The sequence below is a fragment of the Paraburkholderia nodosa DSM 21604 genome (assembly GCF_000519185.1).
GTDB lineage: Bacteria > Pseudomonadota > Gammaproteobacteria > Burkholderiales > Burkholderiaceae > Paraburkholderia > Paraburkholderia nodosa.
This window is the reverse complement of the sequence record NZ_JAFA01000020.1, coordinates 40570-56266: the sequence shown is the minus strand read 5'-3', so window position 1 is coordinate 56266 and position 15697 is coordinate 40570. Positions and strand designations below refer to the sequence as shown.

Sequence of the window (15697 nt, the reverse complement as noted above, 5' to 3'; positions counted from 1 at the left end):
TTAACGGGACAAAGATGGAAAATCTCGATATCAAAGGTCGTTGGCAAATTCGGGCCTGGGAACAAATTTTTGATGACGGTCGAGTCACCAACCCGATGGGTACGCAGCTCGAAGGGTTCATGGAATACGGGCCGAATGGCATGTTCTGCGCCATCGCCAAAAAAGATCGCGCACAGTTCACGACCGGTGGTCAGTGGAATGCATCGGACGCAGAGAAGGCCTTGGCATACAACACGTACCTGACCTACGCCGGCGATTGGAGCATCGAAGGTAACGTGGTCACGCACGCGGTCAAGCACTGCCTGTTCCCGAACTGGGTAGGTGGCGAACAGAAACGCTATGCGGAGTTGAAGGGAGATCTGTTGTCGCTGACCACGCATAAGCTGGAAGCGGGTACGTCGGAAGCCCGGGTCGCTCGTCTCACATTCAAACGCGCTTAAGGTCTGTGCATGTCAGTTATTCTCGAATGCCTTTCCCATACGCCGCTGCACGGATATTTCGATCCGAAGCCCGAAGTCGTTGCCGAAGTGGCCAGAATGAGTGCCGCCGCACGGGAACGCGTTCGCCAGTTCGATCCTGAACTCGTGGTCGTGTTCGCTCCCGATCACTACAACGGGTTCTTCTATGAATTGATGCCCAGCTTCTGTGTCGGAGCCAAAGCCCATGCTATTGGCGACTATAAGAGCCTGGCCGGGGATCTGCCGGTTCCGATTGAAGATGCGCGGGCGATGGTCGAGTACTCGCTCAATCGTGATATCGATATGGCGATCTCGTATCGCATGTCCGTGGACCACGGTGCGGCACAAGCTCTCGAAGAAGTGACGGGCGGCCTCGAAAACTACCCGGTCATTCCTGTTTTCATCAACTCGGTTGCGTCGCCGATGTCGCCGCTGCGTCGCTCGCGCATGATGGGCCAGGTGATTGGCGAGTACCTGAAATCGACGGGCAAGCGTGTGTTGATTCTCGGGTCGGGCGGAATCTCCCATGAGCCGCCGATTCCCGAGCTGAAGAATGCGACGCACGAGATCTCGGAGCGTCTGATCCACACGGGTCGCAATCTCAGCCCGGAAGATCGGAATGCGCGTCAGGAACGCGTTATCAATGCGGCCAAGGCGTTCACAGCAGGTGAGGCGCCGGGCATGCGTGCGCTGAACCCTGAATGGGATATGGCATTCCTGAAGATGATGCAAAGCGATTTACTTGCCGTGGATCGTCTGAGCAATGAGGACGTTTCGCGTGACGCGGGCAAGAGCGCGCACGAGATCCGGGCATGGGTCGCAGCGTTTGCCGCACTTTCCGCGTTTGGCGAGTACGAGGCTGAAATCGACTTCTATCAGGCCATACCTGAATGGATCGCCGGGTTCGCCTACATGCATGCGGCACCCAAGGCCTAAGGAGAAAACAGATGAGCAAGCAGGTTATCGCGGAACGACTGCGGATCGCAGAAACGACCCGTCAAGCTATCGCTCCGGTACGCGCGGGAGTCACGGTCCCAGCGGTTCATCCGGACATCGCGCTCGACGATATGGCAACGGCCTACGCGGTGCAGCAGATCAATGTCGAGGCGCGTGTCGCTCGCGGCGAGCGCATTGTGGGTCGCAAGATCGGTCTGACTTCGCTGGCGGTACAGAAACAGTTGGGCGTCGATCAACCGGACTTCGGTGCGCTGTTCGCGTCCATGGCGTACGGCGATAGTCAGCCGATCTCGCTTTCGAAACTGATCCAGCCGAAGGTCGAGGCCGAAATCGCATTGGTGCTGAAGCGCGATCTGACGCACGAGCGTCATACGTTTGCCGATCTGATCGGTGCGACGGACTACGCGGTGGCGGCCATCGAAGTCGTGGACAGTCGAATCCGCAACTGGGACATCAAGTTCGTGGATACGGTTGCCGACAACGCTTCGAGTGCCGCGTTCGTTTTGGGTGCGCGTCCGGTCCCACTCTCGCAACTCGATCTCACCGCGTGCGCGATGAGGCTTGAATCAGAGGGGGAAGTGCTCTCCACAGGCAACGGCGCTGCGTGTCTGGGTAATCCGCTCAATGCCGCGGTATGGCTCGCAGATCGTATGGCAGCACTGGGTGCGCCGCTGCGTGCGGGAGATGTGGTTCTCACCGGTGCGCTGGGACCCATGGTTGCCGTGACCACGCCCGGCACTTACACGGCGGTAATCGAAGGGCTGGGCTCGGTCCGCGCAACTTTCATCGAGTAACGAATATGGCGAAGAAACTCAAAGTAGCAATCATCGGGTCGGGCAATATCGGCACCGACCTGATGATCAAGATCATGCGCAATAGCCAGGCTCTGGAAATGGGCGCAATGGTCGGCATTGATCCGAAATCGGATGGTCTGGCCCGTGCGGATCGTCTGGGTGTTGCGGTCACCCATGAGGGCGTTGAAGGCCTGACCCGGTTGCCCGTGTTCAAGGACATCGATTTCGTGTTCGATGCCACGTCGGCTGGCGCTCACGTGAAGAACGACGCATTCCTTCGCACGCTGAAGCCCGGCATCCGCATGATCGATCTGACACCCGCTGCAATCGGACCGTACTGCATTCCTGTTGTGAACGGCCAAGCGAACGTCGATGCACTGAACGTCAATATGGTGACGTGCGGTGGTCAGGCCACGATTCCGATGGTTGCGGCGGTCTCGCGCGTGGCCAAGGTCCACTACGGCGAAATCATCGCCTCGATCTCCAGCAAGTCGGCAGGTCCAGGTACCCGGGCCAACATTGACGAGTTCACGGAAACCACCTCGAAGGCAATCGAAGCCGTGGGTGGTGCATCGAAGGGCAAGGCCATCATTGTTCTGAATCCGGCAGAACCTCCGGTCATCATGCGTGACACGGTTTACACCCTGTCGGAACTCGCAGATCGTGATGCAGTCGAGGCCTCGATTGAAGAGATGGCCAGGGACGTGAACGCCTACGTTCCGGGCTATCGTCTGAAGCAGAAGGTCCAGTTCGATGAAGTTCAGAACCTGAACATTCCCGGACTCGGCAAGTTGAGCGGTCTGAAGACCTCGATCTTCCTCGAAGTGGAAGGGGCCGCACACTACCTGCCCGCATATGCAGGCAACCTCGACATCATGACCAGCGCCGGCATGCGTACCGCAGAGCGCATGGCTCAATCCATGATCGGCGCATAAGGGGACTGCAAATGACTCAGGGAAAGAAACTCTACATCTCGGACGTTACGCTGCGCGACGGCTCGCACGCGATTCGCCATCAGTACTCGATCCAGAACGTGCAGGACATCGCACGCGCGCTGGATAAGGCGAACGTCGATTCTATCGAAGTCGCGCACGGTGACGGTCTGCAGGGTTCGAGCTTCAACTACGGCTTCGGCGCACACTCGGACCTGGAGTGGATCGAGGCGGTTGCTGACGTGGTGACGCATTCGAAGATCGCGACCCTGCTGCTGCCCGGCATCGGCACGATTCACGATCTGAAGGCTGCCTACCAGGCGGGTGCGCGCGTGGTTCGTGTTGCTACCCACTGCACGGAAGCCGACGTATCGAAGCAGCATATCGAATACGCACGTGAACTCGGCATGGATACCGTGGGCTTTTTGATGATGAGCCACATGACCACGCCGGAAGCACTGGCTGGGCAGGCGAAGCTCATGGAAAGCTACGGCGCCACCACGATCTATGTCGTGGACTCCGGCGGTGCGCTGTCGATGCAAGACGTCCGTGATCGTTTCCGTGCTTTGAAGGCTGTCCTCGATCCCGCAACGCAGACGGGCATGCATGCCCACCACAACCTGTCGCTGGGTGTCGCAAACTCTGTCGTTGCCGTGGAAGAAGGCTGTGATCGTATCGACGCATCGCTCGCCGGTATGGGCGCCGGCGCCGGCAATGCGCCGTTGGAGGTATTCATTGCCGCAGCAGAACGCATGGGCTGGAATCACGGCACGGATCTGATGACGTTGATGGATGCGGCCGATGACATCGTGCGCCCGCTCCAGGATCGCCCGGTTCGTGTGGACCGTGAAACGCTCGCCCTTGGCTACGCAGGCGTGTATTCGTCGTTCCTGCGTCACTCAGAAGTCGCGGCCAGGAAGTACGGTCTGAACACCGTGGACATTCTGGTCGAACTGGGCAAGCGCCGTATGGTCGGTGGCCAGGAAGACATGATCGTTGACGTGGCGTTGGATCTGCTCAAAGCTCAAAAATAAAATTGGTGACGGTTAGCCGTCACTCACGGAGGTGACTCCCTCGATTGCAGAGGGAGTCATATATCGCGGTCCCAAGGACACAGCGCTAAACACAGTGCCCGTAAATCAGGTGGGTGCTGACAGGTGAGGAGAACCAGAAGTGAAGATCAAACAATTTGCACTACTGATCGGGTCGGTGGTGGCAGTCAGCGCCAACGCACAATCCGTTCAGATCTACGGCCTTATAGACTCAGGTGTCATGTACACGTCGAACGTCGGTGGCAAGAAATTGGTGTCCATCGACCCGGATACTCAAGCACCTGATCTGTTCGGTTTCGTGGGTAGTGAAGATCTTGGTGGCGGCACCAAGGCGATCTTCAAGCTGGAAGGCCAGTTCAACATGAACAACGGCGCGATGATCAACGGTCTGTTCGGCCATACGGCATACGTTGGTCTTAAGGACGAAAAGTGGGGTACGCTGACCGCCGGTAATCAAATCGACTTTATGTTCGATTCGCTGGTTGCAGAGCGCTGGGGTCCCGCATTTCCCGTTGTCAACGCAATGAACTTGCGCCAAAGCTCGTTCCAGGGCCTCGATAGCCCGCGCGGCGGTCCCGGCAACGGCTCATTCGACTTCGACCGTCTCCTGGGTTCGGCGATCCCGAACGCCATCAAGTACACGAGCCCGACGTACAACGGCCTCTCCTTCGGTGGTCTGTACAGCTTCGGCGGCGTCGCAGGCAACTTCGGTTCAAACTCGGCACAGAGCTTCGGTGTGAACTACCGCAATGGTGGTTTTTCGCTGAATGGCGCATACACGTATATCAAGTATCCGTCGTTGAACGACGGTAATGACGGTATTCGCAACTTCGGCGTTGGCGCTTCGTACATCCTGGGCGCGGCTGAATTCGCTGCGCTGTATACGAATACGGAGAACACGCAAAATAGTGCACGCGTCGGTGTCTACGAAGCCGATTTGACGTATGAACTGTCCACTCCGCTGCACGCGCACTTCTCGTATCAGTACCAAAAGGGCAACGACGTGCTGAACGAGCAGCACGTGAATCAGGAAACGCTTTCGCTGATCTATCTGCTGTCGAAGCGCACGAGCCTGTATTCCACGCTGGCGTTCCAGCAAGCGTCGGGTGGTCCGGCATGGATCCTGATGGCTGCGGGTCCGGCTTCGGGTGGCCGTCAAACGGCATTCAGCCTCGGTCTGATTCATTCTTTCTGATCCAGAGCGGACACGTAGTGACGGTTCCTGGCGCACTGTGCGTCAGGAGCATTTTAAGGAGACGTACGAATGAGCAACGAAGGCCGATACATGCGCGCTGCGCGCCTCCACGACAACACGTCGGGCACGTTCAGCATTGATACGATTCCGTATCCGACGCTCAAGCGGCCGACCGACGTCGTGATCAAGCTCAAGGCTTCTGGCATCGTTCCGAATCTGGGCAATGTGATCACCAACTACCGATCGGAAAAACCGTATCTGGCGCATGCGGCACTGCCCGCCATCTACGGTCTGGACGCGGCGGGTGTGGTGGCTGAAGTCGGCCCGGCAGTGACGGGCCTCAAAGTCGGCGACCGCGTGTACATCAATCCGGGCCGTTCATGCGGTTCGTGCCACGCCTGTCGCGTGGGCGAGCCCATCAACTGCGAAGCCTACGCATTCCAGGGCTACTTCGGCTTCGGACCGAAGTCGCAGTTCCTGTATGAAGAGTACCCGTACGGGGGCCTCAGCGAGTACGCTACGGCGCCTGCAGACGGTCTGGTGAAACTCGGCGACAAGGTTTCGTTCGAAATCGGCGCGCGCATGGGCTATCTCGGCACGGCCTATTCGGGTCTGCGCAAAGCACAAGTCGCGGCCGGCAAGTCGGTGATGATCATCGGCGGAACGGGCACGCTGGGCCTGTGCGCCACGCTGATCGCACGTGCCATGGGCGCGACGAAGATCCTGGTCGTGGCTCGCAACGAGGAAACGCTGGCGCAGGTCAAGGCAATCGACCCGGCTCGTATCCTGACGTACTCGGTCGCCAACGGGTCGTCGGGCCTGGCTGCATGGGCCAAAGAGCAGACGGACGGCGTGGGCGTCGATTCGGTGGTGGACGCTATCGCTCCGGGCCCGAACATGCAAGTCACCAAAGACGCATTCGGTGCTCTGCGTCGCGGCGGCAAGCTCGTGGAAATCGGCGCCCAGATCAACGAAGTGCCGGTAAACATGCACGAAATGATGTGCTCGGCGCTGTCGGTGATCGGCTCGCTCTGGTTCACGGTTGGCGAAGGCCAGGATCTGGTCGCGATGATCGAGGCAGGTACGCTCGATGTGTCGTCGTTCAAGAACCACACCTACACGCTCGATCAAGCAAATGAAGCGCTGGAAGACGCAGCAAAGCGCGTCACGGGCTTCGTCAACGTCGTGGTTATTCAGGACTAGGAGAGATACGAAATGGTACGTCGCGTTGTGACCGGCCAAAACAATGGCAAGTCCGTAATCTTGAGCGATTCCGAAGAACCGGGCCATGCTTTCGCAGCCGTTCCCGGTTTCAGGACCACGCAGATTTGGGCAACGAGTCCCGAAACCGTACTCCCGCATTCGGCTGGGGACCCCGTTGCCAGCGCAGCCACGGTGATGCCGGCGCTGAATGGCACGCGTCTGATGATCGTGCAGTTCCCGCCGGATGCTGTGATGGCGGATCCTGCGTTCGACGGCGCTGCCGCCGGCGCCGAGTATGCAGCCATCCTGCCGGGTCTGGCTGAATGCTTCGAACCCGATGGCTCGGGCTTTCATATCACCGACTCGGTTGACTACGACATCGTCCTTAGCGGCGAACTCTGTCTGGAACTCGATGACGGGGAAACGCGTGTTCTGAAAACCGGCGATATCGTGGTTCAGAACGGTACACGTCACGCGTGGCGTAACAAAAGCAACGCACCTGCCGTGATGGCTTCGATTCTGATTGGAGCCGAACGGAAGGCCTAACCTGGAACCGAAGTGGGGGAATGAAAAATGAACGCTCAACAGATCAATCACAATGTCCATCATGCACACCACGCACAGCGGAAGACCAACAGCGTCGAAAAGCTGGAATGGAACGATGCTCTGCTACTCGGACATGGCCCTATGGATGATGAACATCGTGAGTTTGTTCAGGTTGTCACTGCATTGCGCAATAGTACGGCGCACACCGCTTTGGCTGCTCTCGATGCAGTGGAAAAACATTTGATTGCCCACTTCGATCTTGAACACGCGTGGATGGACAAAACGGCTTTTCCCGAGGTTTATTCCAGGTGCCATCGAGATCAACACGACGAAGTTCTTGGTTCAGTGTTTCAGGTGCATCAACTGGCAGCTATCGGTCAGATTGGGTTGGGCGCCGTGCATAGACTTGCACAATCGCTGATGGATTGGTTTCCGGGTCACGCGGACTATATGGACTCGTCCTTGTCCGCGTGGATCAACGGTAAAACGCATGGCGGTCAGGCCGTGGTATTGCGGCGCAATCTGGTGCACGAGGATCGGGTGCCTGACGAATCGCAGGCAGAGGCCGCGTAACTCGCTGTGACAAAAAGGGGACGAAGATGTTGATGAAAGGGAAGATTGGTCTCGTGACCGGCGGCGGTTCTGGAATGGGTCGGGCCGCTGCGCTGGCACTCGCCACGGAAGGGGCCACGGTCGTTCTGGCCGGTCGTGACGAAGACAAGCTGATTTCGGTCCAGAAAGAAATCGAAGCCCTGGGCGGTCTGGCGGCGATCTTCCAGGCGGATGTTTCGAAGCGAGAAGACAATCAGGCGCTGGTTGAATTCGTGGAAAAAACGTTCAGTCGTCTCGATTTCGCATTCAACAACGCCGGCGGGCACGGGGACTTCAAACCCATTCACGAAACGCCAATCGATGAAGCGGAATGGGTGATCGATCTGAACTTCAAGGGCGTGTATTACGGTGTCAAGTATCAGGTCGAAGCGATGCTGCGTTCGGGTGGGGGCGCCATCGTCAATAACGCCTCGATCTTTGGATTGCGCGGTATGGACGGCATTGCCCACTACGTGGCGGCCAAACACGCGGTGGTGGGGCTGACCCGTGCAGTCGCCAAGGAATACGCGGTTCGGAACATTCGCGTGAATGCTGTGTGTCCGGGAGCCACCGAGACGCCGAATTACATGCGCAGCACTAGTGGTGACGTCCATCTGCTGGATGCAATGATTCCGATGCATCGAATCGGCCAGCCCGATGAGGTTGCGAGTGCTGTGATATGGCTACTGTCGGATCAATCCCGATACGTGACGGGGACGACCCTGAGCGTTGACGGCGGCATGACGATCTGACGTTGCAGGACTGGATTTTGAAGACGGCGAAAATACGCTTGCGTCTATTGTATTAATCGGGGAATTGAACTTTGAAGAGCCTCACGCTCAAGGCGCGACTGATCGCCGTTATGACTGCATTGAGTGTGCTGCTGCTAGCGGGGGGCCTGATGGGGCTCTGGAGCATAAGTAGAGTCAACGATTCGCTACACGAAGTCTACGAAGCGAGACTGGTTTCCATTCAGCGTATCGATTTAATGAACACAGCGCTGAATCGTCTGCGATTCACAACGTTTGAGAACGCATATGAGTTTGCTTTTTAATGAAGCGCAGACCAGCCATGAGGTGGCGGTCGAGGTCGAGGGCACCAGGTACAAGGTGCACTACAACGACATTGGGGACAGCAAGGATCGCGTGGTGGTCATGCTCCACGGTTCGGGCCCCGGTGCCACCGGCTGGGCGAACTACTATCGAAACATTGACGCGTTTGCTGGTGCTGGATACCGCCTTTTGCTGATCAATATGCCGGGCTTCGGCAAGAGCGACCCGGTCGTCATCGACCGAGGCTCCCGCTCCGAATTCAACGGTCAGGTCGTTCGCGCGGTTTTGGATCAAATTCAGGTCGATAAGGTAAGCGTGGTCGGCAATTCGATGGGTGCCCACTCCGCTACGGCGTTTGCTTTGAAGAACCCGGAGCGGGTCAACCGTCTGGTCTATATGGGCGGCGGTACCGCAGGGCCCTCGATGTTCGTTCCGCAGCCGGCTGAAGGAATCAAGCTCCTGAACTTCGTGTACAGGGAACCCACGCTCGAGAACGTCAAGCGCATGATGAATGTGTTTGTCTACGATGCCTCGGCGCTGACCGACGATCTGCTGCAACAGAGGGTGGACAACATGCAGGCCAGCAAGCTCCACCTGGATAACTGGGTGAAGAGCATGGCTGCGAATCCGAAGCAATTCTCGGACTATCAAACGCAACTCCACGAGATCAAGGCTCCTGCACTGATCGTCTGGGGGCGAGAGGATCGCTTCCTTCCCTACGACATGGGTCTTCGTCTGATGGCGGGTCTCCCCAATGCCGAATTCCACATGTTCAACCGCTGCGGTCACTGGGTGCAGTGGGAGCACGTGGACAAGTTCAATCGCATGGTGTTGGACTTCCTGTCCAACTGAGCGTCGCCTGCATAACCTGGACATCAAGTCATCGGCCCCTTATCCATGGGGGCATGGCAAGATGAGCGAACATCCGCGGACGTTGCTGTACCTGCGCTCTGCGGCGAACGAGGGAGTGTTCGGTCCGCCGCTGATCGGACAGATGTTGCCTTTTCAGAGCGCGAATGAGTCATATCGAGCCGGAGCGGTCGTTGGGCGGCTCAGGTGCAGACTCCGCGGGTGGACGTCAACGCTCGACATGAGCGGCGGCCCAAAGGCGCTCAGCGACCATTTCGACGTACGCTCGAATGAATGGCCAGGTCGAGTGAGACGATTCTCACGACCTCAGCTTGCCACTGGGGCGAGCGTGTTGGCGTCGCGGGCCAGAAGCCAGCGGCCGTCGGGCTGTTTGCGGTATAGGGTGATCCGATGACCGGCCAGCTCCGTTGCTTCTCCCCCTGCGCGCGGTGTCACAGATAACGAGTCCCGGCACAGCGTGTAGGCGACTTCGCCGACGATCACGACCTCTTCCAACTCGCTGATGCAACGGATCCGGGATTGTTGGTGGGCGGCCAGGAAGCCGGCGGGGAATCCCTCCCGGCCGAGCGGCGCTCGACCCGGATACAAAAACACGACATCGTCCGCCATCAAGGTGAGCAAGCGGACAAGATCGCCCGCGTTGACTGCATCAATCCACGTTGTGTGGACCTCACGTATAGCTCGTTCATCAGATCCCATCTGCAACCTCCACTGTCAAAACAGTTCGATCACGCGACCATCACGTACGAAAACGCCGACACCGGCGTCTACTTTATCTTCACTATTTTGGGTCGACGTGTGAAAGACCATTGCTTATCGTGCATAGTCAGCTCGACGGCGTTCTAGAATCGCTTTCGGATAAGGGTTATCCGCTGAAAGTACGAATGCCGACGTACAGTCTCACTCAATCCGTTCTCCATTTGGACCACAGGCGGATTGCACGGGATCTTGTCGGTGTTTCGCGAAATTGGCCAGGGCGCATCGAAGCCTGATCGGCGGTATGTCGATGTGCAACCGGATGGACGTTGACTTGCGCGAGAGGCCGGCCGCTCCTAAGCGCAACGCGCGGAGGCGACCCACTGTACAAAGGTGCGAACTGCACTGGACGTCGCATGCTCCGCGAGATGGGCAACATAGAAGCCGTAGCCAGGCAACGCAAGGGGAAGCACTTTCACGAGCGCTCCGCTCAGCAATGCCCGCTCCAGTACGATGTCACTGCACAGAGCGATTCCCTGGCCGGCAAGCACAGCGTCAATCGCATGGAGTTCTTCCCGAAAGCTCAAATCACGCTTGCTGCGAAGAGGCATGAATGCGGATGCCAGAACACCGGAAGCCGAAAACCAGCGCGGCCAGGAAGGTGCCTCGGGATCTCCGTTCGTCCACTCGTAATGGATCAGAGGAAATCGAAGCAGGTCCATCGCCGCAATTGGGCGTGTATTTTCTGCCCCAAGGAGGCCGGGGCTAGCCACGGGGTAGAACGCATCTCGCGCGATCTCTTTACATACCAGCCCTTTTGGCGCCGCGTGTGCGTAGCGTATCGCGACGTCTGCTTCGCCCGCGTCCAGGTCGAGGACCGCATCGGTACCGATAATCTGCAGCGGAATATCGGGGTGAGACTCGTGCCATTGCGACAGCCGCGGAACCAGCCAGCGACTCGCGAAGGCGTTCGGACTGGTGATCCGTAGCGCGATCGTGCCGCCCATTTCCGCGACCGTGGAGAGTGCATCCGCGAATGAATCGAATCCTCTCCGCAGCGCCGGATACAAAAGTTGTCCGGCAGCGGTGAGTCGAATGGGTCGCGGCCGACGCGCAAAGAGTTGCCGGCCACACGCTTCTTCCAGCGTGCGGATCTGGTGACTCAGGGCTGTTGGCGTGACGTTGAGCTCTTCCGCGGCATCCTTGAAACTGCGATGCCGCGCAACCGCCTCGAACGCCTGCAGCGAACGCAGAGGAGGCAACTTTCGCATCTGTTCAGTCTAGATGAAGTTTTCTCATCTGAAAGCTGAATTCTTTCATTTTGCTTCGATGCGTGGGAAGTGCAACGATCAAGCGACCGAACCTTGAATTTCGGCTCTTCAGCGCTAGCGAGCACGAGGGAGGCAAGATGAGCACCGAAACAGCGTCGTCACATAACTTTAGGGGCGAAAGCCACGCTGCCTCGCGTCAGCTCGAGCAATTGCGTGGCACGCTTCACGGCACGCTGGTCATGCCACGCGATCCGGATTACGACGAGGCGCGCCGGGTGTGGAACGGGACAGTCGACAAGCGGCCGGCAATGATCATCTATTGTGCTGACGCCGACGACGTGGTCGCAGCCGTGCGCTTTGCCAGGTCGATTGATTCGCGGGTTGCCGTGCGCAGCGGCGGTCACAACGTGGCGGGCCTTTCGGTGTGCGATGGCGGTATGGTTATCGACCTCTCCCGGATGAAGCAGATTGACGTCGACGCTGATCGGCGGCTGGTGCGCGCGGAGGCTGGCCTCAACCTCGGTGAGTTCGATCGGGCCACAATGGCCCACGGCCTCGCGACGACAACGGGTGTTATCAGCGACACGGGCCTTGCCGGCCTGACATTGGGCGGCGGGTTCGGCAAGCTCGGCCGTAAATACGGGCTGACTTGCGATAACCTGGTCGCCGTCGAAATGGTCACTGCGGACGGGCAAAAACGGTTAGTGAACGACAGCAAACATCCCGACCTGTTCTGGGCCGTGCGGGGCGGTGGAGGCAACTTCGGCATCGCGACAGCTTTCTATTTACGGCTTCACCCGCTGGATTCCGAGTTGCTCGTCGGCTCTGTGCGCTACCCGTTCGAGCAGGCACGCGCCGCATTGCGCTTTTATGATCAGTTTGCGCGCAATGCGCCGGATGAGGTGAGCGCAGATGCTGCATTCGTCACCCATCCTTCCGGCGAGCGATTCTTCAGCATATCGGCTTGCTATGTCGGCGCGCCAGAGTCCGGTCGACGGGTTCTCGAGACACTGATGGAGTCCGGTTCACCCGTCGACCGCCGCCTCGAACGCTTGCCCTATCTCCAGATTCAATCAAACGGCGACGGTGTGTTTCCGCGGGGCCGGAGGTATTACTGGAAGGCACAGTTCCTGAAAGAGATCGACGATGGCGCGATCGACGCGGTATTGGGCGCCTATGAACGTTCGCCTTCGGTGTCATCGCTGCTGGTGTTTCAGCATGTAGGGGGAGCCATTGCCCGCGTCGCCGGGTCCGCGACTGCCTACCCGCATCGCGACGCCAGCTTTGACTGCTTTCCAGTCGCCATCTGGGACGACGCAGCCGAAGACGCCGTGAACGTCCAATGGGCGCGCAGCGTATGGGACGCGCTAAGGCTGTATTCATCCGGAGGCGTCTATGCAAACAACCTCGGAGAGGAAGGCGACGAACGCGTGAAGGAAGCCTATGGCGACAATTATTCGCGGCTGGCTTCCATCAAACGCCAGTACGATCCCGACAACTTCTTCCACATGAATCAGAACATCGCTCCGGCCTGAGTACATTTTCGTTTTAGACAACGACGCCGCCGCTCATGACGCGATACATGTCAATCGCGACGGACCGGTTGGCTGACATTTTCGAGGTCGTGCCATGGCGACAGGGCAGTTGCAGAGGTTGCGCCTGGATGAAGGTCCGGAGAGGTCTCGAGACTTGCCGTTACCGCGAGGCGCCTGCAGGTTGTTCTGAAAAATCGGAGCCTCCGCACGAGCGGAGCGCGCCCGGATCGCAACGTCTCGTTGCTCTGGCGTCGTTTCATTTCGCGCTTTTCAGGTAGTGCCATTCGAAGCCGTATGGACCCTCGTGCACCGTGCCGGCCGATGTTTCTGGAAAGTGCGCGGGGAATACAGTCGCACCCGTTCTCGCCGCATGTTCGAGCAGCGATTGTCTCGATGCTCGCGCCTGTGGCTGATCAAGGCAGAACGTCGAATTCCACTGAGGACGGTAGACCTGCAGCGGACTATGCATGACGTCCCCGGAAAACAACGCTGTCTCTCCGCGCGAGCGAATTTCGATGGCCATATGCCCGATGCTGTGGCCCGGCGTCGGCAGAAAGCGAATACCGTCGACAATTTCCGCCCCTTCGTCTGGCACGACGCGAGCCTGTTGGGCTTCGATGATGGGCAGTACGCTGTCGTCGAATACCATACGCCGCGGCTCTCCTTCCGGCGTCGCGAAATAATCGCGTTCGCGCTGGCCGAATACATAGGTGGCGTTCGGAAAGACGGGCGTCCAGCGGTCGTTTTGCCAATGCGTGTTCCATCCGACGTGATCGACGTGCAAATGCGTGAGCAACACATAATCAACTCGCTCGCGCGGGAAGCCTGCCGCTTCGAAACGCTCGAGCACGGGGTTGTCGAGTCTGTCGAACAGCGCGCTGAACGGCCGCGTCTTCCCGTTGCCGATCCCCGTATCGACGACGATCGTCAGGCCGCTGATTTCAACGACCCACAAATGCGTTTTCAGCGAAACGCGTCGATTCGTGAGGTCGAGGCTGGCAGTCGAACAGTGTTCCTCCAGGGCACGGCCGCTAGCGGCATCCCAGTCGGGGAACAAGACGTCGGGAGCCAGTGCGAAGGCGGTTTCATCGACCCGGGTGATGGTGGCTTCGCCCACGAGATGGGTATTGGAAGTGTCTTTCATGGCGATATTCGCTTGTCGGAAGTCGTAGAATCACTTGCTCCGGCCGACGCTTGCACAACCGGCACGCGCCGCATGGCCAGTGCGTAGAGCGCGGCGCCGATCAGCGCGGACAACCCGCCGGTCAACGCCAGCGCCACACCCAGGCTGTTGTCCGTGTGCCCGAGGTGCTCGTTCAGGTAGCCGACAGCCAGCGGACCCACGCCTCCGCTGATCGCGTTGGTCATGAACACGAGCAAGGCGAGCGAACGGCCACGCATGCGGTTCGGCACGGCGATCTGCAACGGCACGGGTGCAAGGCCCATCGCAATGCTCGCGGTGAACGCACAGGTGCCGTATAGCACGATCGCAACGGTGCTGTCACCGACGAGCGGCATCGCAATCGCAGCCGGCACCAGCGTAGCAACCGCGCCGGCGGAGAAGCCCAGCACCTTGCGCAAGGTGCTTTCGTCAGTGACGCGTGTTGCGAGCATGCCCGCGCACGCGACACCGAGTGTCCCGCCGATCATGTAAGCAGGTGCAGCCATCTGGCCCACTACTTTGGGCGCGAGATGAAAATGCCGCATCAGCAAGGTCGGAAACCACGCGGCGTGCGAGTAGAACAGCGTGATCAACGCCACGTAGGCCGCGAAGTACGGCAGACAGAAGCGATTGCGCACGAACAGTTCGATCATGACGTCCCGCAGGGACGGCATGACATCCTCTATCGGCGTTGCGTGAGCGAGCGTCTCCAGGCGGACAGGTTCACGAACTGTGAATGCCACCAGCGCGGCCAGGACGAGCCCGGGCAATCCGACCGCGACGAACACGGCTTGCCACGGTTCAACGCCATGTGTCGCGAGCCAGGCACCGCTGTCCCCATGCGCGGCGGACAACAGCATGCCGCCGCCGAATAGCGCGACGCCGCCGCCGACATACGGCCCGAGCATGAAAACACTGCTCGCGCGCGCCACGCGGCGCGGCGTGAAGATGTCACTGAAGATCGACAATGCGGCGGGGCTCAGCGCTGCTTCGGCAATTGCGGTCCCCGCGCGGGCGATGAGCAGTTCGGAAAAGTTTGAAGCGAATCCGCATGCCATCGTCGAGATCGCCCAGATTGCAATGCAGGCGGCAATCAGCTTTGTCCGGTTGGCGTGATCGACGAGCCGCGCGACGAAAACACCGGCCGTTGCATAACACATCGTGAACGAAAGACCCTGTAACAGGCCGATTTGCGTATCGGTGAGCGCGAGCGACTGCTTGATCGGCTGCACGAGAATGCTGACGATCTGCCGATCCAGATACGAGAACGCGAAGCAGGTGAAAAACAGCAGCACGATGTAGACCGGATGTCGCACATCGCTGCAGGTCGGTCGCGCGCCGTGCCCGGCCGGCTGAGTCAAAAGCGGATTGGCGCTCATACAC

At 59.0% G+C, this 15697-nt stretch carries 17 protein-coding genes; 13 read left to right on the top strand and 4 right to left on the bottom strand.

Annotated features, from left to right (window positions below; genetic code table 11):
* Positions 1–14 precede the first annotated feature (14 nt).
* The 12 genes from A3CW_RS0126175 to A3CW_RS0126120 all read left to right on the top strand — a co-directional run bounded on the left by A3CW_RS0126175 (position 15) and on the right by A3CW_RS0126120 (position 9632).
* The gene (locus A3CW_RS0126175) at positions 15–440 is read left to right on the top strand and encodes a lipocalin-like domain-containing protein (protein WP_028206197.1); all 426 of its coding nucleotides are present in this window, start codon (positions 15–17) and stop codon (positions 438–440) included.
* Between the two features lie 9 nt (positions 441–449).
* A complete protein-coding gene (locus A3CW_RS0126170) occupies positions 450–1394 on the top strand; it encodes a 3-carboxyethylcatechol 2,3-dioxygenase (RefSeq protein WP_028206196.1) in 945 nt (314 codons plus the stop codon).
* 11 nt (positions 1395–1405) lie between these two features.
* Positions 1406–2209, top strand: coding sequence for a 2-keto-4-pentenoate hydratase (locus A3CW_RS0126165; protein WP_028206195.1), 804 nt, complete (start codon positions 1406–1408; stop codon positions 2207–2209).
* A 5-nt stretch (positions 2210–2214) separates the two neighbouring features.
* The gene (locus A3CW_RS0126160) at positions 2215–3144 is read left to right on the top strand and encodes an acetaldehyde dehydrogenase (acetylating) (protein WP_028206194.1); all 930 of its coding nucleotides are present in this window, start codon (positions 2215–2217) and stop codon (positions 3142–3144) included.
* A gap of 11 nt (positions 3145–3155) precedes the next feature.
* Positions 3156–4175, top strand: coding sequence for a 4-hydroxy-2-oxovalerate aldolase (gene dmpG / locus A3CW_RS0126155; RefSeq protein WP_028206193.1), 1020 nt, complete (start codon positions 3156–3158; stop codon positions 4173–4175).
* A 139-nt stretch (positions 4176–4314) separates the two neighbouring features.
* Positions 4315–5388 (top strand): porin, encoded by a 1074-nt coding sequence (locus A3CW_RS0126150; RefSeq protein WP_051481730.1) that lies wholly within the window; start codon positions 4315–4317, stop codon positions 5386–5388.
* 69 nt (positions 5389–5457) lie between these two features.
* A complete protein-coding gene (locus A3CW_RS0126145) occupies positions 5458–6591 on the top strand; it encodes a zinc-dependent alcohol dehydrogenase (RefSeq protein ID WP_081771822.1) in 1134 nt (377 codons plus the stop codon).
* Positions 6592–6603: 12 nt separating this feature from the next.
* On the top strand, positions 6604–7137 hold the full coding sequence (locus tag A3CW_RS0126140; RefSeq protein WP_028206190.1) for a cupin domain-containing protein: 534 nt from the start codon (positions 6604–6606) through the stop codon (positions 7135–7137).
* Between the two features lie 27 nt (positions 7138–7164).
* Entirely contained in the window at positions 7165–7710 is a 546-nt protein-coding gene (locus tag A3CW_RS47705; protein ID WP_028206189.1) for a hemerythrin domain-containing protein, read from the top strand.
* 32 nt (positions 7711–7742) lie between these two features.
* Complete coding sequence (locus A3CW_RS0126130; RefSeq protein WP_245623747.1) at positions 7743–8480, top strand: SDR family NAD(P)-dependent oxidoreductase; 738 nt, start codon at positions 7743–7745, stop codon at positions 8478–8480.
* 71 nt (positions 8481–8551) lie between these two features.
* On the top strand, positions 8552–8782 hold the full coding sequence (locus tag A3CW_RS54575; protein WP_028206187.1) for a Tar ligand binding domain-containing protein: 231 nt from the start codon (positions 8552–8554) through the stop codon (positions 8780–8782).
* Positions 8766–9632, top strand: a complete 867-nt coding sequence (locus A3CW_RS0126120; RefSeq protein ID WP_028206186.1) for an alpha/beta fold hydrolase — start codon at positions 8766–8768, stop codon at positions 9630–9632. The genes A3CW_RS54575 and A3CW_RS0126120 overlap by 17 nt, the downstream gene beginning before the upstream one ends.
* Positions 9633–9956: 324 nt before the next feature.
* Here A3CW_RS0126120 and A3CW_RS0126115 read toward each other — a convergent pair whose 3' ends face one another.
* On the bottom strand, positions 9957–10349 hold the full coding sequence (locus A3CW_RS0126115; protein WP_028206185.1) for a YybH family protein: 393 nt from the start codon (positions 10347–10349) through the stop codon (positions 9957–9959).
* A gap of 353 nt (positions 10350–10702) precedes the next feature.
* Positions 10703–11617 (bottom strand): LysR substrate-binding domain-containing protein, encoded by a 915-nt coding sequence (locus A3CW_RS0126110; RefSeq protein WP_028206184.1) that lies wholly within the window; start codon positions 11615–11617, stop codon positions 10703–10705.
* A gap of 137 nt (positions 11618–11754) precedes the next feature.
* Here A3CW_RS0126110 and A3CW_RS0126105 point away from each other — a divergent pair, with 137 nt between their 5' ends.
* Positions 11755–13152 carry an FAD-binding oxidoreductase gene (locus A3CW_RS0126105; RefSeq protein WP_028206183.1) on the top strand — a complete coding sequence of 466 codons (1398 nt, stop codon included), beginning with the start codon at positions 11755–11757 and terminating at the stop codon, positions 13150–13152.
* Between the two features lie 256 nt (positions 13153–13408).
* On the opposite strand, the gene A3CW_RS0126100 is transcribed toward A3CW_RS0126105, so the two are convergent.
* Both A3CW_RS0126100 and A3CW_RS47700 read right to left on the bottom strand, forming a co-directional pair.
* On the bottom strand, positions 13409–14296 hold the full coding sequence (locus A3CW_RS0126100) for an MBL fold metallo-hydrolase (protein WP_028206182.1): 888 nt from the start codon (positions 14294–14296) through the stop codon (positions 13409–13411).
* The gene (locus A3CW_RS47700; protein ID WP_051481729.1) at positions 14293–15693 is read right to left on the bottom strand and encodes an MFS transporter; all 1401 of its coding nucleotides are present in this window, start codon (positions 15691–15693) and stop codon (positions 14293–14295) included. The genes A3CW_RS0126100 and A3CW_RS47700 overlap by 4 nt, the downstream gene beginning before the upstream one ends.
* Positions 15694–15697: the final 4 nt, after the last annotated feature.